Below are 18,637 nucleotides of genomic sequence, written 5' to 3'. Positions count from 1 at the left end.
TCAGCGGGTGAGGCCGACCACCGTCGCCAGTCGCGCCACCCCGGCCGGTGCCGGGTGACCACGGGCGACCTCGGCGATCACGGTACGCGCCAACGGGCGGCACCGAACCTCAGCCGGCGCGACGTGGTCCGCGTCGACGAGGGCGCGTGCGGCGCCGCGCAGGTCACCCACCTGGAGGTACGCCTGTGCGACGTCCAGCAGGTACGCGCCCCGGTACTCGGTCGGCAACCGCCGCCACCCCTCCCGCCGCACAGTCATCGAGTGCCTCTGAAACGCCTCGATGGCGTCACCCCGCGAGGCCGCCACCAACACCCGCGCCAGCTCGACAACGACCGGCCCGAAGCTGGTGCGGTGCTGATCGTCGTACCCCCTGATCTGCCCGGCAATCCCTGCCGCCCGGTCGGTCAGCTCGTCGGCGCGGCGGCGCTCGCCGCAGCCCGCAGCAGCGAGAGCGGCCTGCACCAACAACGTCCCACCCACCGCCCACTCCGGGCGACCGCCCCGCCCCCGAAGATCGCCCCGCCCTCGGTGATCGCCCAGCCCCCGGTGATCGCCCAGCCCCCGGTGATCGCCCCGCCCTCGGTGATCGCCCTGCCCCCGGTGATCGCCCTGCCCCCGGTGATCAAGAGGTTTGGGGGAAGTTTGATCTCCAAAAGTCCCGCAAACCTCTTGATCACCGTTGTGGGATGAGGGTGGAAGGACGCGGTTGGCTGCGGGGAGCAGAGCGGCCAGGGCCAGGTGGCCTCGGTCTTGCGCGCGGAGCACTTGGCCTATCGAGATGGCTGCCGTCGCCGCCAGGACCGGGTTGGCGCCCGCTGCGGCCATCGCGCGGTCGGCCGCCAGCCAGCCGAGGTCGGCCTCGCCCAGCTTGACCAGCAGCGACGAGGCGATCCGGTACGCCTGCACCAGCAACTCCGGTGACCGCGCGGCCTGGGCGGTGGCGAGCAGACCCGGCAGCAGCCGCACCAACTGCCCGTAGTGCGCGTGCTGGTAGGTCAACCAGGCGTACCCGACCTGCCTTCGCACTTCCTCCGCTGGTTGGGGCGGGGCTTGCGGGACGTCGTAGCGGGCGAGCGCGGCGCGGATGTCGTCCACCCCGTCCGGCGGGCCGGCCGGGGTTGGCCGCTGCTGGCCGAGGAGCACCTCCGGGTCGACCCGCAGGACGTGAGCCAGCTCCTGGATCACCGAGTACCGGTCCAGAGCGCGCACGCCCCGCTCCACCTTGTCCACCCAACTCTTCGACCTGCACAGCCGGTCCGCGAGCATCTGCTGCGTCATCGACCGCCGCACCCGCCAACGGGCCACCCGCCGGCCGATGGGCAGGTCATCGCTGGTCACGCCGCCACCGCCGGTCCGGGACCGCGCGGGTCGTGTCCTCCACGGGTACGCGGTCCGCCTCGGCCTGGGCGAGGAGGCGCTGTTTGGCAGCCTCCCGCTCGGCCGCCTCAGTCTGCTCGGCTCTGCTCGTCGGCTCGTCGCCTTGCATGCCCACCTCCGTCAGCCGGTGCCGACGCTCGGACTCGCCGAACCTCGGCTGGGCCTCTCGCGTCCTGTCTGGACGAGCTGTCCTGTGAAACCAGGCTCCGCCGACCGGTAATGACAACTTCACCGCGAGTCACGGACGACTGGGGACATCCTTGTTAGGTTGAGTCGTCCCCACGCCGTCCCCCAGCCCAGTGCGCAGGAGATGCGATGCCGAACCACCGCCTTCGCGACGGCATGCTCAAGAACGGTCTGACGGCGTCGGCGCTGGCCGAAAAGCTCGGTGTTGACCCGAAGACCGTCGAGCGGTGGGTGACACAGACCCGCAACCCGTACCCGCGGCACCGCCACACCATCGCCGAGCTGCTGAACGAGAGTGAGTCGTACCTCTGGCCGGACGCACTTCCGACGCAACGAGCCGTGCAGATCAGCCAATCGGAACTCGTCCACATCTACCCGCGCCGCGGAGCCGTCCCCACCGACCTCTGGCAGCGGCTCCTGGAGCAGGCCACCCGACAGGTCGGCGTCCTGGTCTACGGAGGACTGTTCCTGCCCGAGTTCAACCACCGCTGGATCGCAACGCTTCGCGAGAAGGCGTTGGCCGGGGCGCAGGTGGAGTTGCTATTCGGCGACCCGGAGGGCGAGCACATCACCGAGCGTGGAGACGCCGAGGGCATCGGCCCAGCGATGTCCAACAAGATCCTCAACGCGCTCGCGTTCTACAAAGACCTACGGGACCTGGACAACGTCGGGATCTACTACCACGACACGATCCTCTACAACTCCATCTACCGCTTCGACGACGAGATGCTGGTCAACACCCACCTCTACGGCACGCCGGCTGCGTATGCGCCGGTGCTGCACCTGCGGCGCCTCGGTGGCGGGGACCTGTTCGACAGCTACGTCGCCAGCTTCAACCGGGTCCTCGGGAAGAAGCGAGCCGTCTGGCCTGAGCATTGAGCCGCTGGCAGTGAGAGGGAGGCCATGGCCCGGATCGAGCACTTCAACAACCCGAACGCCCCGAAGCCGAACAGCATCGTCGTAGCCGTGACCGTCTTCGTTCAGGACGAGCAGGGGCGGGTGCTGCTCATCCAACGCACCGACAACGGCCTGTGGGCACTGCCCGGCGGCGCCCAGGACTTCGGCGAGTACATCGCCGAGACGGCCGTGCGGGAGACACGGGAGGAGGCCGGCGTCGAGATTGAGGTGACCGGCGTAGTGGGCATCTACACCAACCCGAAGCACGTCGTGGAGTACAGCGACGGTGAGGTGCGACAACAATTCTCGATCTGCTTTCGCGGTCGCTATGTGAGTGGGGAGCCCGCGATAAGCGACGAGTCGTCTGCGGTGCGGTGGGTCGCACACGATGAACTTGGCGAATTACTCATCCATCCGTCGATGCGACTCCGAATTGACACTGGCCTTGAGCAACGGAGTGAGCCTTACATCGGGTAGGTGGCCATCCGAGCCTGCGTCCGACTCACGGCCTCTAGTAACGCCGGCTCGGCTCCGCGCCAGAACCGCGTGACAATACTGTCCGGGCCGTACCGTTCGCGGATCTCGGCAAGCCTTTCTCCCACCGCGAGGTCTTGGCCGTCCGGTCCCGTCGTCATGTCTGCGTACCAAAGAGCGTCGGACGTCGGCGACTCTTCTTGAAAGAACTCCGAGCGTAGGATTTGTCCCAGGCCCCGCTCGTCTGCCTCGTACGAAGCGCAGGAGTGATGGGCGACCAGGCTTGCAAGCCGCAGATCGGCGGCACCATGGCGCAGTAGCCAACGAGCACCGTCGAGCGAGTGAAAGCCGGTCGCGACGATGTCAGGCGCATAACCCACGTCGTGCAACCAGGCAGCAGCGACAAGCGTATCCGCATCTTGACCAACCAACGGGCTGAGCCGCTGAGCCTTCGCAGCAACCGACCGGACATGCCGCCAACGCCGAGGTAACGCAGGTCCGAGGTGTTGTTCAGCCAGCCTAGCCGCCCGCTCGACGGTTCCTACCATGTCGAGAGCGTAGGGCTCGCGAAACTCCGGCGCCAGGTCGATCCTCTCTTCCAAGACGGACAGTCGATACCTAGAGTAGTTGGATCGACAGTTTACGTAGCGGCGGAGGTGACGCGTGGCGCAAGGTGGTCGCTCAGATCAGGCACGCCAGCTGGCGGCGGAACGGCGAGAGGCTGACCGACTGGCACGGGAAGTTGCGCGTCAGGGCAGAGAGCAGCAGAAGGCACGACAGGCGGAGAATGCCACGAAACAGCAGCGTTTGGCCGCGACGAGAACCGAAGCTGTGGCCGAGGAAATTGGACTACTTGAGAAAATACTCGTCAATGCTTTAAATCACCCAACGTTGTCTTTTTCCGGACTGAAGGTGAAGTTTGAACCGCCGACCTTTCAGCCGGGAACGCTGGCGACCCCTCTCGCTGAACCGATATGGCAGCAGTACGCCCCTGTGGAACCCCGAGGTATTGGACGATGGTTCGGTGGTATGAGCCAGTACCATCGGGCCCTTGCCCAAGCGCGACGCTCATTTGAAGCTGCAACCGCGGACTTCCAGCGCGCTGAGGGCGAACGTTTGCGTAAGCTAGCAGCGGCCCAAGATGAACACCATCGAAAGGCAGAGGAGGCGCACGCCGGTGCAGAGCTCTATAACAACAACCTGGAGGCACGCCGACAAGGATTCGCGCTCGGAGAAGCCGAAGCTGTCGAGTGGTTTGTAGATAAGGTACTCAGAGCTTCCATGTATCCAAAAAGCTTTCCACGTAAATGGCAGGTCGCCTACCGGCCCGAAAACCGAGACGTGGTCGTTGAATTCGAGTTGCCGGCGCAGCAAGTGGTGCCGAACGTCCGAGAGTACCGTTACGTAAAGAGCCGCAATTCTGTGGATCCTGTTCCTAGGCCGGCAGCAGAGGTCAAGCAGCGGTACGCGCGCCTCATCGCGTCTATGGCGCTCAGGACGCTACACGAAATCTTCCGCAGCACACCGTCCGAAGTGGTCGAGGCTGTTGTCTTTAACGGTCGCGTCAGCACTACAGACAGGGCCACCGGCAAGAGAGCTCACCCACACCTCATCAGCGTCGAGGCTGAGCGATCCGCATTTGCCGATATAAACCTAGCCGAAGTAGATCCTGCTGCGTGCCTCAAATACCTCAACGCGCTGGTATCGCCGAACCCGTTTGACCTGGAAGCGGTCGAACCGTTTATTACCTTTGATCTCAAGAGATTTAGATTTGTCGAAGCTGCTGACGAACTAGCGGGCCTCGATTCTCGGCGGAATTTGTTGAAACTTTCGCCAACCGAGTTCGAGCATTTAGTCAAGGACCTTTTCGCGGCGATGGGCGCAGAGGCTTGGCGGACAGTGCCGTCAAAAGACGGGGGCGTCGACGCTGTTGCAACAAGCAAGAATCTGTTCTTTGGCGGGGTTTGCCTAATACAGGCCAAGAGGTGGACCAAGCTTGTTGGGCTTGACGCTGTGCACGCGCTCACGGGCGTGATGACTGACCACAACGCCACCACCGGTGTACTCGTAACTACGTCATGGTTTAGCCGGACCAGCGAACAGTTCGCGCAGCGGAACCGAATCACCCTGATCAACGGTGCTGAGTTGAAACATCTAATCAAGCAGCACTTGGGATTCGATGTAATCCCGGGCACACGTCCGCCGACCAGGATCCGTGCATCCGACAACCACCAGACTGGCCGACCCGGGCCAGCCGGGTAGATAAGCGTTGGCGCAATTGGCAGGCCGCTCGCGCCGCCAACCAGGGGCCGACCAGAGGTCGCCGCACGGGAACTCATCCGCCAAGAGCGCAAGCGCGAGCGGCACCCAGCGGCTCTAGCCCCCGTCGACGCGACACGATGGAAGCCCCGGCTGCCGTGATTCGGTGGCGGTTCCGGGGGTTCTTTGAGGCCGACACACATGAGTTTATCCGGGCCCACCGAGGGTTATAAGGCGGCACAACGGGAACCATTCGTTGCTGAGCGCATCATAATGCTTCGGATGCCTAAGTGGCGCGCGTACCGGCCAAGGCGTCGAGCTGCAAGGTCAGACTGAGTTCACCGAATAATCCGACGAGCACGTTTAGACCGGCAGATGGATCGTAACTCTTCCACATGCGGATAACTGAGTCGGCGATTTCACCTACGGTTCTAACCGTCAAAGCGCATATGATTTGGATGTCGTCGGACCTTGCTCCAGAGTGCATGATGCCGTCGCGGCCAATTGCGAGTAGGCCGCCGAGCGAGTCTGCGTGAACACTGTGGTTAGCACCGGCTAGGAATTGACCGTGCCCCTTAAGATCGGCGATCTTTTCGAGGTGCCAGAATTGCGGCTTTTCGACGCCCAGCTTTCGCTTCGTGACCTCAGTAGCCCATCCGTAGGTATTTGAGTAGTTGGGACCGTATCGGCTGACCAAATCTGCAGCCAACTTTTCGACCTTAGGTCGAATATTCATCCACTCACTATCATCGGGAAAATACTCACGAGGCTTCTTTGCGACTAGGACCCAGCGATGGTTGATATATCTCGCCGCCGTCCCGCGCGGCCCCTTCCTCAAAACCGCTGCCACCACGTCTAGCTCGTAAAGGGTCCGCCACCGTGCGTACGCACCACCAGGGAATCCAGCCCGCAGCATCGCGCAAATTTCATGACCAACTCCGACTGATCTCGTAAGTAGAACTGACGCTGCGTATTGCACCGGGCGAGGGGGGCGCTTCGAATATTGCAACCGTCCTGTAGTTAGAAGTCGAGTCGCTGCGTAAGTGATTGCGAGAATCGAATCTAGAGCCCTGAAGGCAAGAAAGAACCTCTCGCCAAGATTCCTTTCTAGCCCTGCTCGACTTTCCCACGTGCGGTCCGCAAGGGCTAGCAGGTCATCTTCGAACTCCGCGACGGAATCCTCTATCTGCCGGAAGAAGTCGTCGCCACCGTCCGATACCGCTAGGTCATGCTCGGTAGATTGAGTCAGGTCGAGTAGCGCTTGAACATACCCGTCGTAGGGATCAGCGGCCATGCACTGATAATGCACTAGATTGCTCGATCGAGCCTCCCCAATTCGGTGTCCACGTCGGACTCGGGGCCGAGCCCTGCCAGACCGGCCAGCCCTCGTTCCCTGTGGTCCAGGCGTGGGCAAGCTGCCGCTCGGGGACCGCCACAGCAGCAGCAAGTACGAGAACCCGAACACACCGAGAGGGGCCGCGATGAACGCGGTCGGGCCACCGACCACTCCCGCGCACCAGATACAACCTGTTGCCGACCTCTTGGCGTCACGGGTTCGTCGGCTCGAATCCGCCGACTCAACTCACTGGCCAGGGACCGCTCGGGATTCTCCGACCGACGACCACCTCCGGGGCGACGTACGTCGACGTCAGAGGGTTCATCCTGGCCGAAGGTTCAGTTCTGGCCTAGAGGGCGTGCTGCCATCCGGAAGAGCGGCCGCCGGTCGGCGTCCGGCGGCCGCCCCACGCCCGGTCAGCTGGCGTAGACCTCCAGCGTCGACAGTTGACCGGCCGGCCAGCCCGTGTTGCCGGTGACGGTGACCCGTACGTAACGGGTCTGGGCGGCGGTGAAGGTCAGCGTCACCTGGTTGCCGGTGGCCGGGTTGAAGGTGCGCCCCGCCGAGGCGACCAGCGTGCCGAAGCTGCCCCCGTCGGCGCTGCCCTGCACGGCCAGGGTCTGCGTCCGGCTGCCCCACGCCGACGACGGCGGCAGCTTCAGCACCACCCGCCCCACCGTGCGCGACGAACCCAGATCGACCTGCACCCACTGCGGGAATGCGCTGTTCGCGCTCTCCCAGTAGCTGTTCGGATCACCGTCGACCACGTTGCCCGACCCGTAGCTCTGGACGTGGCTGCTCTCGCTGGTGGGTCGACCCCGAGCGAGGTCCGCGTTGGCTGCGGCGTCCGTGGTGACCGTGACCGCAGAGGACGCGCCGGAGGTGTTGCCTGCGGCGTCCCGCGCAGTGACCGTGAAGCTGTACGCGGTGGACGGGTTGAGCCCACTCACCGTCGCCGTGGTGCCGGTGACGGTGGCGACCACCGCGCCGCCCTGGCGTACCTGGTAACCGGTCACCCCGACGCTGTCGGTGGACGCCGTCCAGGCCAGCGACACACTGGTCGCCGTCTTGCCGGTCACGGTGAGGCCGCTCGGCGTGGTGGGCGCGGTGGTGTCCACTGTGTCGCTGCCGGCGTACACCTCGACCTGGGCGAGTTGCGCGGCCGGCCAGCCGGTGTTGGCGCCGATGCTGAGACGGACGTAGCGGGTCGTGGTGGTCGGCAGCGTGCGGGTGACGGTGTTGCCGGTGGCCGGGTCGAAGGCGAACGCGGAGGCCCCGGCGATGGTGGCGAAGGAGCCACCGCCGACGCTGCCCTGCACGGTGATGGTCTGGGTACGCGCGCCCCACCCGGCGGGCAGCCGCAGCACGAGCTTGTTGACCTGGTGGCTGGCACCGAGGTCGACCTGCCACCACTGCGGGAACGCGCCGTTGGCGCTCTCCCAGTAGCTGCCCGCGTCGGAGTCCACCGCGTTCGACGCCGGGAACCCGCCACCCTGGCTGCTCGCCGACGTGGTGCGGCCGGCGGCCAGGTTTCCACCGGTCGGGGGCGGGGTGCCGACCATCGGTGGGGTGGGGCGCACCGGGGTGAGCGCGAGTTGCCCCTTGAGCATCCGGCCGCCGTCGCCGGTGATCCGCAGGTAGTAGTCGGAGGAGCAGGCCACGCCGTCCTCGTCCAGCGCCCGGATGTTCGCGCCGGCCGGGGTGGTGGCCTGCGTCTCGGACGTCTTGGCGATCTGGTTGCCCTCGTTGTACTCGTCGAACATGGACACGTAGAGGCCCTGGGAACCGAGCCGGACCATGTTGTAGATGTGCCGCCAGTAGAAGTCGCCGTGCTTGCGGTGGCCACCGGCGAGGTCACCGGGCATCACACAGGGCAGGTAGTCGATGCCGCGCGCCGCGCAGTCGGCCATGTCGCCGACGTTGACGTTGTTGTAGTACGAGTCGAGCTCCTCCACGGTCCTGGCCCGGTAGACCATCCACGGCGAGATCGCGTTGAAGGCGTGGTAGACGTCGAGGAAGCCGGGGCGGGAGTCCTCGATGCCCTGCCGCCACCAGGTGGGCACTCCACCGATGACGTAGCAGCCCTGCGCCTTGAACCAGTTGATGACCTCCAGGCACGGGCCTGGGGTGAAGGGCCTGCTGGGTTCGCTGAAGCCGAAGCCCCAGATGCAGACGACCGGCTTGCCGTTCTGGCGGGCGTACGCGCTGGACGCGACGTGTGCCGACATCTTCGTCGTCCAGTCGGTCTTGATGTCGGCCTGGAAGGTCAACCAGTCGGTGACGTCGTACATGATGTAGAACTTGCGGCCGTAGCGTTCGGCGGCGGAGCGGACCTTCTGGGTCATCGCGTCGCGGGTCGGCCCCTCGTCGCCCATCGGGTTGAACCGTTGCAGCGCTGCGGTGTCGCAGCCGTACTCCTGCATCCACCGGAAGTGGGTGTCCACCGTCTGCTGGTCGTAGGAGGAGAAGAGGGTGGCCGGCGAGCCGTTGCCGAGATTGGGGTACGCGGTGGGATAGCTGCGCGTGTACTCCCGCATGTCCGGCCAGGACACGATCGTGGTGTTGGCGGGCGACGGGGGCTGGAACCGGTCCCGGCTCCAGTGCCACCAACCGCCGATGGGTGCGGAGTCGCCGGGGGCACTGAACCAGCCCTGGTAGCCGACCGTCACCTTGCCGACCACGTCCCCGGGAGGACTGGCGGCCTGCGCCGGGCTGGCGAGCAGTTCGGTGGTGGAGGCGGCGGCGAGGGCGGAGGACGCCAGCACCGACGTGACGAACCTGCGGCGGGAGACCGCCATGACGACCACTCCTTCGGGACGGAAGGCATTGGCGGCCATCGTGGCAGCAATGATTGCCGTCCCGCAAGAGTTAGACTTATCGATGAAATTATTCGTCAATGGCCCGGAAGATTCGCCACGCGGCCCTGAACTCACCGCGGCGAGGCCGGAGCGAGCCTGCTTGGGCCTGATCGCCAAATGCTAGGCGTCGCGGCGCAGCGTGAACCAGAAGGTCGGCACCGAGTTGGTGCCCGGTGTGACGTCGATTAGCTCCCAGCCGCGGAACCTGTCGCGGAGCTCGTCGGCGGTGACGCCCGCCGCCCACGACGTGATCTCGGTGGTCGGATTGCCGAGCGGCTCGGGGCCGTATCCGAACATCAGCAGCCGTGCTCCGGGAGCGGCGCGGTGGGTGAGCCCGGCGGCGTAGGCGTCGCGGCGGTGTAGCGGGACGCCGCAGTAGCAGCTCAGGTCGAAGAACAGGTCGAAGGGGCCCGGGACGTCCAGTTCGTCGAGGCGGGTGGCGTCTCCGTGCAGCCCCCGTACCGCCACTCCGGCTGCCGCAGCCTTCTCCCTGGCCTGGTCGGCGGCGCGGTCGATCAGGTCGACGGCCGCCACCTCCCAGCCGTGGCGTGCGAGGTAGGTGGCGTTGGTCCCCGTGCCGCAGCCGAGTTCGAGGGCACGGCCGGGCGGCAGCGCGCCGTGCCCCTCCACCAGGTCGACCAGCTCGGGCGGTGTCACGCCGGTGTCCCACGGTGGCTTGCCGGTGCGGTAGTAGGCCTCCAGTGCGCGGTGGACGACCTCCTCCTCCGGGTCTCGCTGCGTCGTCGCCTGGTCCGGCTGGTCCATCATGTCCTCCAAGAATCTAGAGTTGAACTCTAGTGACATGCTCTAAAGATAGACTCGCAATATGGACAAGGTCAAGCGGCCGGACAAGCGAGCGGAGCGCTCACGCCGTACCCGAGAAAAGGTGATCGCGGCGGCTCGCGAGCTGTTCGTCGCGCAGGGTTACGGGGCGACGAGCCTGCAGGAGGTCGCGGACCGGGCGGGCGTGGCCGTCCAGACGGTCTACTTCGTCTTCCGCAACAAGCGCACGCTGTTCAAGGACGTCGTCGACACGTCCATCGCCGGGGACACCGAGCCGGTCGCCACCATGGATCGTGAGTGGTTTCGCGCCGCGTGTGCCGAGCCCACCGCAGCCGGGCAGTTGCGCGCGCACGTCCACGGCACCCGCGAGATCCTGGGCCGGGTCGCCCCGATCATGCCGCTGATCGCGGCTGCCGCAGCCACCGACCCTGAGATCGCCGCACAGTGGCCGGACGGCCCCGACCCGCGTTACACCGTGCAGTACGCAGCGGCCGAAGCCTTGGCCGGCAAGCCCGACACCCGTCCCGGCCTCTCCATCGAGATGGCGGCGGACCTGCTGTTCGGCCTGCTCAGCCCGCAGCTCTACCTGATCTTCGTCCGCGACCGCGACTGGTCACCGGACACGTGGGAAGAGTGGGCCCGCACCACCTTGACCTCCCAACTCTGCGCCGACCCCGGCTAATCCTCCAGCAGCCGACCGCTGTCGCTGAAGCTGTAGGTGGTGTCAGTAAGGGACAAAGCCTCGCCCCAGCGGCCGAACCCACCGTCGGCGACTTCGAGATAGATCCGCTTGAGGAGTGGCGGCATCGGATGCCCCACTGCGGGTCTCAAGCTCGGCCACGGCCTCGGGCGGCGCAGGTGTCGGCAGCTCGCCAGCCGCATCCTGCTCTCGGATCCTGTGGATGATCTCGTCGTCGGTCAAGCCGGCATTCGTAGCAGCTGCCACCGACATCAACCACACCGCCCCCGGGACAACGAGGGCCTCGGTCAGGTACGGGGAGACCCGGGCGCGGGCGCCGCCCAGGGACCCGCGCTGGGAAGTCCGGCGAGTGACCAACTCGCAGCCGGCCTCTCGTTCCGCACCATCAGGACCGAATTCATGGCGCGCCGTGTCCGACCGCCGCTGGTGGGCTGCCGGCAGGGCTTGACGGCCCCGGCGAGCCGCTGACCGTCCGTCACGGTCACCGGCTCGCCCGGCCGGGTCAGGGGTTGTAGTAGCCGGTCACGTAGGTGCGGTCGAAGCGACCGGCCTCCAGGTCCGCGCGCTGGATGATCCACTGCATTTGCGTGCCTTCCCGGTCTGCGACATCCGCGTCCCAGTAGGCCAGCGCAACCCAGTCCTCGGGGTCGCCCGACACCGGCTCACCGCCGCCCCACCGCCCTTGCTCGGCCTGCTGCACAGCGCAGCTCACGATCTGCTCCAGCGGGGGTTCCTCGTACGCGTAGCCGCCGAGCTGCAGATGCCGGTTCCGGTTCCTGCCCGCGACGTCCCACCAGACAGCGAAGAGCCCGTCATAGTGCGGGAAACCGTCAGGTGCCTGGTGCGGCAGGTCCGGTTCGGCCGTGACTCTCAACTCGCCCTGCGGGAAGTTGTCGAAGTTCTCCCGGAACTCGTCGACGGAGTTATCCCCGTAGGCCGTCCAGGTATATCTGTCGCGCTCTGTCACCGGGGTGCCAGCCGGGACATAGACGGCATGGCCGCGGTTGTCGCCGTCCCACAGCTCCCAGATCTCGGCGAAGAGCAGCAGGCGTCCGTCCGGCGGCAGAGGAAGGTCCGTCGAGCCCTTCGGCAACGCGGCGAAGTCGATGTACCCGACGTACGGGTGCCTCGGGTCCGGGACGTCGGCGGGCAGCAGCAGCGGCCCACCGAACCTCCCCGCGACCGGCCCCTCTCCGTCCAACCTGAGGATCGCGCAAGGCCGGGCGTGGCCGATCCACCGGTCCACCTCCTCCGCCGGTATCGGGTCCACACGGTCGAGCACACTGCCCACCTCAACGGCCCTCGTACGAAAGGGAATCAACGCTTCACGAAGCTCATCCGTCACACCGGCAAAGGTAGTTGCCGCCACTGACAACTTGCCCGGGCTGCCCGAGACAGCTCATAGCGGTGGCATCCCTGATCATCGTGGAGTTGTGTGCACTGACGATGAGACGGGGGCGGCTGGTCACGGCATAGATCCCGTCCGCTGGCGGGAGGCGTTCGAGGTGGCCATGGGCCGGATCGTGGGCCGGGGAGACCAGCCCGTTGACGGTTTCGATCAGGCAAGCCGGTCCACGACGTACGCGGTCGCCTCGGCAAGGAGGGCCTGGTCATAGTCGGCTTCTCGAGCCGCTCTGCTCGACATCATTGAGATGACAAGGGGCGCGGACCCCGGGGGCCAAACGATAGCGATGTCGTTGATCGTGCCGTAATCACCGGTACCGGTCTTGTCGGCCACGGTCCAGCCCGTCGGCAGCCCAGCGCGGATGCGGCGGGCGCCGGTGGTGTTGCGTATGAGTAAGTCCTTGAGGAACTCGCGCTTGTCGGCCGGCAACGCGTCGCCCAGCACGATCTTCTGGTAGTCGGTGCCGATGGCCCTGGGTGTGGTGGTGTCCCGCGGATCGCCAGGAATAGCGCTGACGATCTCCGGCTCGATCCGGTCCATCTGGGTGACCGAGTCGCCGAGGCTCCGCAGGTAGGCCGTTAGCGCTGCCGGCCCGCCAAGGTCGCGAAGTAGGAGGTTGCCCGCGGTTCCATCGCTGTACCGTACGGCGGCGTCGGCCAACTGCCGAATGGTCATTCCGGTCGCTACGTGCTGCCCCGTGATGACGGCGCTCTTCATGAGGTCCGCACGGGAGTACCGGACGACTGTCTCCAGATGCGGCATCGAGTGGTTGTGGAGGATGGCAGCAGCGGCGAGGCCCTTGAACGTCGAGCAGAACGCGAACCGCTCGTCCGCACGGTGCGCGATGGTGGCGCCCGTACCGGTGGCGAGGGCGTACACACCCAGGCGCGCGTCGAACCGACGCTCCAGCTCAACCAGGCGGCTGTGCTGCTCTTCTGCCGACGGACTAGGGGAAACAGGCGGCGAGGACGCAGCCGGCGAGGACGCGCCAGGTTCCCTGGCTTTCCCGCAGGCGGCCAACGGCAGTAGAGCCGCCATGCTCAGGAGGGAACGGCGACCGACCCTTGATGGCTCAGTTGCCCAACGGGTGACAGGGGCGCCCGCGGTCGGGGGCAGAGACGTCGGCCGCGGCGATGAAGGCTGATCGTGGCTGGTCATACGGGGGATACGCCTGATCATCCAGCCCCGGTTGCGCGCCGAATCCAGACGTTAGTCACGCCACACTTAGCTGGAAGGCTCTGGATGGCCGACCTCAACTGCCCAGGTTGTGGCGACAACCGGACGAGAGGTAGAAGGCTCCTCTAGCTAGGGGGTCAGGAAGTCCTCGATCATCGGGGCCAACCAGTCCGCCCGCTGCGGGATCGAGGTGTGCGTCGTGCCGGGCAGGATGGCCAGCCGACAGGCGGGCAGACCGGTCAGGTCGCCGGGCACCGCACCGCCGAGCAGCCGGAACATCCGCACCGCGTGTTCGGGCTGGACGATGTCCGAGTCGGCCAGCACGATCATGGTGGGTGCGGCCAGCGCGCGGATCTGCTCGGGCGTCCACTGCGGCAGGCTCGCGTCCAGCACCTTCATCTTGGTGACCAGGTTGGCCCAACCCGCCGGGTCCGGCGCGGTTCGCAGGTACTCCTCGTGGAACTCCGACCCGTGCAGGTGCTCGGGTTGCAGGTCCTGGATCCCGTCCAGGAGCCCGGGGTGCAGGCCGTCGTCGTCGAAGCTCACCGAGGCGAGCACCAGCCGCCCGACCCGGTCGGGGTGATCGGTGCCGAGGCGCAACGCGACCGCCGCGCCCATGCTCCAACCGAACACGTCCGCCCGCTCGACGCCCAACCGGTCGAGCAACTCCACCACGTCGGTGGCGAAATGCTCCACGGTCAGCGGACGATCGACGTCGGGGGTGCGGCCGTGGGCCTGCAGCTCGACGGCGATCACCCTGCGGGTCTTCGCCAGCATCGGCAGGATCGTGCCAAACGAGGTGCCGATGCCGGAGAGCGCGCCGTGGACCAGCACCAGCGGGCGGCCCGTGTCGTTGCCGTGGTCTTCGTGATAGATGTCCATGCCCACACGGTGCACCGACGCGCTTACGGTCGACTTCAGGTGGCCTTACCGGCGCTAAGATGTCGGCCGTGCAGTTCGGGGTGCTCGGGCCGCTCGCCGTGAGCACGGATGCCGGCGAGCCAGTGGTGGTGCCCGGCACGAAGGTACGGGCGCTCCTCGCCGACCTGCTGGCCAACCGCAACCAGGTGATCTCGGCCGACCGGCTCATCGACGACCTGTGGGGAACCGACTCCCCCGCCAATCCCCTGGGTGCCCTACAGGTGCGGGTGTCCCAGCTCCGCAAGGCGCTCAACGACGCCGAGCCGGGTGCCCGCGAGCTGATCGAGTCCCGGCCGCCCGGCTACCTGCTGCGGGCCGCCTCGGTCGACGCCGACCGGTTCGCCGAGCTGGCCCGCAGCAGCGACGTCGACCGGCTGACCGAGGCGCTCGGATTGTGGCGCGGTGAGGCGTACGCCGACGTGGCCGACGCCGAGTTCGCCCGAGCGGAGGCGGCCCGCCTCGCCGAACAGCGCCTCGCCGTGCACGAACGGCTGGCCGAGGCCCGGCTGGCTCGGGGCGAGCACGACCTGGTCGCCGCCGACCTCGTCGAGTTGGTCGCCCGGCACCCGCTGCGCGAAGGCCTGCGGGCGGTGCAGCTCCGCGCGTTGTACGCGGCCGGCCGCCAGACCGAGGCGTTGGACAGCTACGCCGAACTGCGCGACCGGCTCGCCGAGGAGCTGGGCCTCGACCCCGGCCCGGAGCTGGTCGCCCTGCACCGCCGGATCCTCGAACAGGACGCCGGGCTGAGCGCTCCGCCGAAGGCCGCGATCATCCGCAACAGCCTGCCGGCCCAACTCGACGAGTTGGTCGGGAGAGCCGAGGCGCTGGCCGAGCTACGGACGCTGCTGCCTCGGCAGCGGCTGGTCACGCTTGTCGGGCCGGGTGGTGTGGGCAAGACCCGACTGGCCACCGAGGCGGCCCGGACACAGTCCTTCCCGGACGGCGTCCAGTTGGTGGAGCTGGCACCACTGCCGGCCGGCGACCCGCGCGTCGCCGAACAGGTGCTCGGCGCTCTGGGCACCCACGAGACCGCCGGCACGAGCATGTCCGCCGGTGACCGGGTGGTTTCCGCCCTGCGGCACCGACAACTGCTGCTCGTGCTCGACAACTGCGAACACGTGGTCGAGCCGGTCGCCGAACTGGTCACCCGGCTGCTGCGGGACGTGCCCGGGTTGACCGTGCTGGCCACCAGCAGGGAGCCGCTCGGGTTGACCGGCGAACTGCTCTGGGACGTACCCCCGCTGCCCGTGCCGGGCGACAGTGACCTGGACACGGTGCGGCGCTCGGCGGCGGCCCGGTTGTTCGCCGCCCGCGCGGCCGCGCAGCAGCGCGGGTTCCGCCTCGACGAGCAGACCGCGCCCGCGGTGGCCCAGCTCTGCCGCCGCCTCGACGGCCTGCCGCTGGCGCTGGAGTTGGCCGCGACCCGGGTCCGCGCACTGGGTCTGCGGGGGGTGGTGGACCGGCTCGACGACCGGTTCCGGCTGCTCACCTCCGCGCAGCGGGACGTGCCGACCCGGCAGCGGACGCTGACCGCGGTGATCAGCTGGAGCTGGGACCTCCTGGACGAGACCGACCGGGCCGTGCTGGCCCGACTGGCGGTGTTCCCCGACGGCTGCACCCCGGAGGCCGCCGAACACGTCTGCCGGACCGATCTGGACACCCTCGCCCGGCTGGTGGACCGGTCCCTGGTGGTGCTCGACGACTCCGGCACCGACCCGCGCTACCGGCTGCTCGAATCGGTGGCCGCGTTCGGCCTGGACCGCCTGACCGACGCCGACGAGGTACGCGCGCGGCACGCCGCCTACTACACCGAGCTGGCCGAACGCGCCGATCCCGAGCTGCGCGGCGCTGAGCAGCGGCGGTGGCTGGCGCTGCTGGACGCCGAGACGGCGAACCTGCGGTCGGCACTGGTCAACGGTGGCGGGCTGCGGTTGGCCGTCGCGCTGAGCTGGTACTGGTTTCTGCGCGGCCGGCTCACCGAGGCGCGGCAAGCCCTGGCCGTGCCCGGTGACCCGGAACAGGAGACCCGTGCGGCCCCCTGGCGGGTCGGCTTCGCCCTGTCGCTGGGCGAGGCGATCGCACCGGACGACGTACGCGCCGCGGTGGCGGTCGACCCGGACGGCCACGCCGCCTGGTTCGCGGCCAACGCGGTGATCGAGCACGGCGACCTGGCCCTGGCGTCGGAACTGCTGCCCACCGCCGTGGTCGACCCGTGGACCGAGGCGGCGGTGCTCACCTCCCGGGCGCACCTCGCGCACGCCAACGGTGACCAGGCCACCCTGGAACGCACCGCGACCCGCAGCGCCGCGCTCTTCGCCGATCTCGGCGACCGGTGGGGTCGACTCCGGGCGACCGAGTGGGTGGGTGGGCTCGCCGACATGCGCGGCGAGCACGAGCGGGCCGTCGCGCTGCACCGGGAGGGGCTGCGCTGGGCCGAGGAGTTGGCGCTGTGGCCGCAGGTCTGCGCGGAGCTGTCCTGGCTGGCCTGGCTCGCCGTGCAGACCCGCGACTACGCCCAGGGTCGGGAGTTGGCCGAACGCGCGTACGACCTGGCGGTGGAGCAGGGCTCGCCCGGTGCGCTGATCTTCGCGGAGATGAGCCTCGGGTTGGCCGCCCGCCGCGACGGCAAGCTCGACCTGGCCGTCACCCACCTCACCCACCTCGCCGACCTCGGCCGCGGCGAGAGCCAACCCGCGCTCTACCTGCCGATGATCCTGGTGGAGCTGGGCTACGCGGTCGAGCAGGGCGGCGACCCGGACGCGGCGCTGGCCCTGCACGTCGAGGCGTTCGAGGCCGCCGAGGCGATGGCGACGATGCGCGACGCGGTCGGCCCGCTGGAGGGAATGGCGGCGGCGGTGCGCTCCCCCGAGGTCGCCGCCCGACTGCTGGGCGCCGCGGCCGCCGCCCGGCTCGCCACGCAGTCCCCGGCCGCGCCGGCCGAACGCGACGACACCGACCGGACGACCGCACGACTGCGGGCCGAACTCGGGCCGGAGCGGTTCGACGCGTTGCTCGCCGAGGGCGCGAAGCTGAGCCCAGGCGAGGCCCGGGCTCAGCTCTGAGCTCTGGTCAGGCCGTCGTCTTCGGCGCGTACGAGGCGACGATCACGCCGCTCTTGTGCACCCGGGTGTCGACCAGGTCGAACGAGGCCTTGAAATCGGTAAGCGCCGCCGTCAGGTTGCCACCGCCCTCCAGCACCGGGTGGATCCAGAACCGGACCTCGTCCACCAGACCCGCCTTGATCAGTTGGGCGGTGACCGAGCCGAAGCCGTACTGGATGATGTTCTTGCCCTCCTGGGCCTTGAGCGCGGTGACCGCCTCGACCAGGTCGCCCTGGAGCACCTCGGTGTTCTTCCAGGTGGGGTCGGTGAGGGTGGTCGAGGCGACGTACTTCTTGACGTTGTTGAAGAACGCGGCGCCCGTGGTCGGGTCGTTCTCGTCCATGTTCGGCCAGGCGGCGGAGAAGCCGTCGTAGGTGGCCCGACCCATCAGCATCGCGTCGGCCTCGGTGGTCAGCGCCCCGGCGAGGCTGGCGGCCTCCTCGTCGAAGTACGGCATGGTCCACATCGGGTTCTCGATGACGCCGTCGAGGGTGAGGTAGGTCGAGTTGATGAGCTTGCGCATCGGAATCTCCTGGGTGTCGGTCGTGTTCTCCGGTGACACCCAGAACTCTGCCGGGACCCGCTTACGATTCGCTTCAGACGCCCTTACCCGCGCCGTCACCCGCGTCCGGATCGGTCAGCGGGATCGGTAGCGCCTGCGTGGCCACCGTGCCGCCGCCGGTCGAGTGCGCCGGCGCGGGACGGTCCCCGGTGCGGCTGTGCAGCCGTCCGCGCCCCGCGGGCCCGGCACGCCGGGTCACCTCGACGGTCACCATCCGCACCGGCGGTGGCGGCGCGGTGAAACGCCCCACGCCCCACCGCACCCAGATCGGGACCCGGCCGGCGTCCGCCTCCGCGCGTAACTTCTGCACCGTACGGGCCCGGTCGGTGTGGTCGACCTCCACGACGACCGGCGGGCCGTCCGGGCGGGCACACGCCACATCAAGGACCGAGTGCCGCTGCTCCAGCGGCGGTGGCAACGGCAGCACGCTGGGCGCACGCCGGTAGACCCGCCAACCCTGGCCCTCGGCCCACCGCACCACCGCGTCGATCACCCGCGCGGTGACCTCGTCGGTGTCCAGGTCGACGAACGTCAGATCGGCCAACCAGCGGCCCAGGTCCGCGGCCAACCGCTCGCCCTGCGCCGTGAGCTCCACCGGCGGA

17 protein-coding genes are annotated in these 18,637 nt (G+C 67.9%); 5 read left to right on the top strand and 12 right to left on the bottom strand.

Translation table 11 applies throughout. The features are described from left to right. Both C7C45_RS13010 and C7C45_RS34045 read right to left on the bottom strand, forming a co-directional pair. Positions 1–1,338, bottom strand: coding sequence for a helix-turn-helix domain-containing protein (locus C7C45_RS13010; protein ID WP_110563904.1), 1,338 nt, complete (start codon positions 1,336–1,338; stop codon positions 1–3). Further along, positions 1,325–1,486, bottom strand: a complete 162-nt coding sequence (locus C7C45_RS34045; RefSeq protein ID WP_167454712.1) for a hypothetical protein — start codon at positions 1,484–1,486, stop codon at positions 1,325–1,327. Before C7C45_RS34045 ends, C7C45_RS13010 begins: the two co-directional genes overlap by 14 nt. A 206-nt stretch (positions 1,487–1,692) precedes the next feature. Here C7C45_RS34045 and C7C45_RS13005 point away from each other — a divergent pair, with 206 nt between their 5' ends. Together C7C45_RS13005 and C7C45_RS13000 are read left to right on the top strand one after the other, a co-directional pair. Continuing rightward, the gene (locus C7C45_RS13005; RefSeq protein WP_110563903.1) at positions 1,693–2,442 is read left to right on the top strand and encodes a helix-turn-helix domain-containing protein; all 750 of its coding nucleotides are present in this window, start codon (positions 1,693–1,695) and stop codon (positions 2,440–2,442) included. Between the two features lie 24 nt (positions 2,443–2,466). Then, positions 2,467–2,937 (top strand): NUDIX domain-containing protein, encoded by a 471-nt coding sequence (locus C7C45_RS13000; protein WP_110563902.1) that lies wholly within the window; start codon positions 2,467–2,469, stop codon positions 2,935–2,937. Here C7C45_RS13000 and C7C45_RS12995 read toward each other — a convergent pair. Next, entirely contained in the window at positions 2,925–3,482 is a 558-nt protein-coding gene (locus C7C45_RS12995) for an HD domain-containing protein (protein ID WP_110563938.1), read from the bottom strand. The genes C7C45_RS13000 and C7C45_RS12995 overlap by 13 nt on opposite strands. A gap of 115 nt (positions 3,483–3,597) precedes the next feature. On the opposite strand from C7C45_RS12995, the gene C7C45_RS34440 reads away from it, so the two are divergent. After that, on the top strand, positions 3,598–5,196 hold the full coding sequence (locus C7C45_RS34440) for a restriction endonuclease (RefSeq protein WP_208641157.1): 1,599 nt from the start codon (positions 3,598–3,600) through the stop codon (positions 5,194–5,196). 283 nt (positions 5,197–5,479) lie between these two features. On the opposite strand, the gene C7C45_RS35520 is transcribed toward C7C45_RS34440, so the two are convergent. The 3 genes from C7C45_RS35520 to C7C45_RS12975 all read right to left on the bottom strand — a co-directional run bounded on the left by C7C45_RS35520 (position 5,480) and on the right by C7C45_RS12975 (position 10,155). Further along, positions 5,480–6,487, bottom strand: coding sequence for a DUF5677 domain-containing protein (locus C7C45_RS35520; protein ID WP_280101374.1), 1,008 nt, complete (start codon positions 6,485–6,487; stop codon positions 5,480–5,482). Positions 6,488–6,945: 458 nt separating this feature from the next. Beyond that, entirely contained in the window at positions 6,946–9,327 is a 2,382-nt protein-coding gene (locus tag C7C45_RS12980; protein WP_110563936.1) for a galactose-binding domain-containing protein, read from the bottom strand. Between the two features lie 180 nt (positions 9,328–9,507). After that, positions 9,508–10,155, bottom strand: a complete 648-nt coding sequence (locus C7C45_RS12975) for a class I SAM-dependent methyltransferase (protein ID WP_110563900.1) — start codon at positions 10,153–10,155, stop codon at positions 9,508–9,510. A 58-nt stretch (positions 10,156–10,213) separates the two neighbouring features. Here C7C45_RS12975 and C7C45_RS12970 point away from each other — a divergent pair, with 58 nt between their 5' ends. Further along, positions 10,214–10,852 (top strand): TetR/AcrR family transcriptional regulator, encoded by a 639-nt coding sequence (locus C7C45_RS12970; RefSeq protein WP_110563899.1) that lies wholly within the window; start codon positions 10,214–10,216, stop codon positions 10,850–10,852. On the opposite strand, the gene C7C45_RS35515 is transcribed toward C7C45_RS12970, so the two are convergent. From C7C45_RS35515 to C7C45_RS12955, 4 genes are all read right to left on the bottom strand, one after another. Further along, positions 10,849–10,977 carry a hypothetical protein gene (locus C7C45_RS35515; RefSeq protein ID WP_280101373.1) on the bottom strand — a complete coding sequence of 43 codons (129 nt, stop codon included), beginning with the start codon at positions 10,975–10,977 and terminating at the stop codon, positions 10,849–10,851. The genes C7C45_RS12970 and C7C45_RS35515 overlap by 4 nt on opposite strands. Before the next feature lie 395 nt (positions 10,978–11,372). Continuing rightward, positions 11,373–12,152, bottom strand: coding sequence for a YwqG family protein (locus C7C45_RS12965; protein WP_208641156.1), 780 nt, complete (start codon positions 12,150–12,152; stop codon positions 11,373–11,375). 276 nt (positions 12,153–12,428) lie between these two features. Beyond that, on the bottom strand, positions 12,429–13,313 hold the full coding sequence (gene bla / locus C7C45_RS12960) for a class A beta-lactamase (protein WP_208641155.1): 885 nt from the start codon (positions 13,311–13,313) through the stop codon (positions 12,429–12,431). Between the two features lie 267 nt (positions 13,314–13,580). Next, the gene (locus tag C7C45_RS12955; RefSeq protein WP_110563896.1) at positions 13,581–14,333 is read right to left on the bottom strand and encodes an alpha/beta fold hydrolase; all 753 of its coding nucleotides are present in this window, start codon (positions 14,331–14,333) and stop codon (positions 13,581–13,583) included. A 68-nt stretch (positions 14,334–14,401) separates the two neighbouring features. Between C7C45_RS12955 and C7C45_RS12950 the strand changes: the two genes are divergently transcribed. After that, positions 14,402–17,434 carry an AfsR/SARP family transcriptional regulator gene (locus C7C45_RS12950; RefSeq protein WP_110563935.1) on the top strand — a complete coding sequence of 1,011 codons (3,033 nt, stop codon included), beginning with the start codon at positions 14,402–14,404 and terminating at the stop codon, positions 17,432–17,434. 7 nt (positions 17,435–17,441) lie between these two features. Here the strand turns inward: C7C45_RS12950 and C7C45_RS12945 are convergent, their stop codons facing one another. Further along, positions 17,442–17,996 carry a dihydrofolate reductase family protein gene (locus C7C45_RS12945; RefSeq protein ID WP_110563934.1) on the bottom strand — a complete coding sequence of 185 codons (555 nt, stop codon included), beginning with the start codon at positions 17,994–17,996 and terminating at the stop codon, positions 17,442–17,444. Positions 17,997–18,069: 73 nt separating this feature from the next. Next, positions 18,070–18,630, bottom strand: coding sequence for a hypothetical protein (locus C7C45_RS12940; RefSeq protein ID WP_244200358.1), 561 nt, complete (start codon positions 18,628–18,630; stop codon positions 18,070–18,072). Positions 18,631–18,637 lie beyond the last annotated feature (7 nt).

The sequence above is a fragment of the Micromonospora arborensis genome (assembly GCF_003205615.1).
Taxonomy (GTDB): Bacteria; Actinomycetota; Actinomycetes; order Mycobacteriales; family Micromonosporaceae; genus Micromonospora; species Micromonospora arborensis.
Note: the sequence above shows the minus strand (reverse complement) of the source record. Positions and strands in the feature narration are given on the sequence as shown.

What these genes read in the sequence shown, in the direction of transcription:
- C7C45_RS34045 (WP_167454712.1), bottom strand. Translation starts at nt 1,486, where the DNA reads ATGCAAGGCGACGAGCCGACGAGCAGAGCCGAGCAGACTGAGGCGGCC.
- C7C45_RS13005 (WP_110563903.1), top strand. Translation starts at nt 1,693, where the DNA reads ATGCCGAACCACCGCCTTCGCGACGGCATGCTCAAGAACGGTCTGACG.
- C7C45_RS13000 (WP_110563902.1), top strand. Translation starts at nt 2,467, where the DNA reads ATGGCCCGGATCGAGCACTTCAACAACCCGAACGCCCCGAAGCCGAAC.
- C7C45_RS12995 (WP_110563938.1), bottom strand. Translation starts at nt 3,482, where the DNA reads ATGGTAGGAACCGTCGAGCGGGCGGCTAGGCTGGCTGAACAACACCTC.
- C7C45_RS35520 (WP_280101374.1), bottom strand. Translation starts at nt 6,487, where the DNA reads ATGGCCGCTGATCCCTACGACGGGTATGTTCAAGCGCTACTCGACCTG.
- C7C45_RS12980 (WP_110563936.1), bottom strand. Translation starts at nt 9,327, where the DNA reads ATGGCGGTCTCCCGCCGCAGGTTCGTCACGTCGGTGCTGGCGTCCTCC.
- C7C45_RS12975 (WP_110563900.1), bottom strand. Translation starts at nt 10,155, where the DNA reads ATGATGGACCAGCCGGACCAGGCGACGACGCAGCGAGACCCGGAGGAG.
- C7C45_RS12970 (WP_110563899.1), top strand. Translation starts at nt 10,214, where the DNA reads ATGGACAAGGTCAAGCGGCCGGACAAGCGAGCGGAGCGCTCACGCCGT.
- C7C45_RS35515 (WP_280101373.1), bottom strand. Translation starts at nt 10,977, where the DNA reads ATGCCGCCACTCCTCAAGCGGATCTATCTCGAAGTCGCCGACGGTGGG.
- bla (WP_208641155.1), bottom strand. Translation starts at nt 13,313, where the DNA reads ATGGCGGCTCTACTGCCGTTGGCCGCCTGCGGGAAAGCCAGGGAACCT.
- C7C45_RS12955 (WP_110563896.1), bottom strand. Translation starts at nt 14,333, where the DNA reads ATGGACATCTATCACGAAGACCACGGCAACGACACGGGCCGCCCGCTG.
- C7C45_RS12945 (WP_110563934.1), bottom strand. Translation starts at nt 17,996, where the DNA reads ATGCGCAAGCTCATCAACTCGACCTACCTCACCCTCGACGGCGTCATC.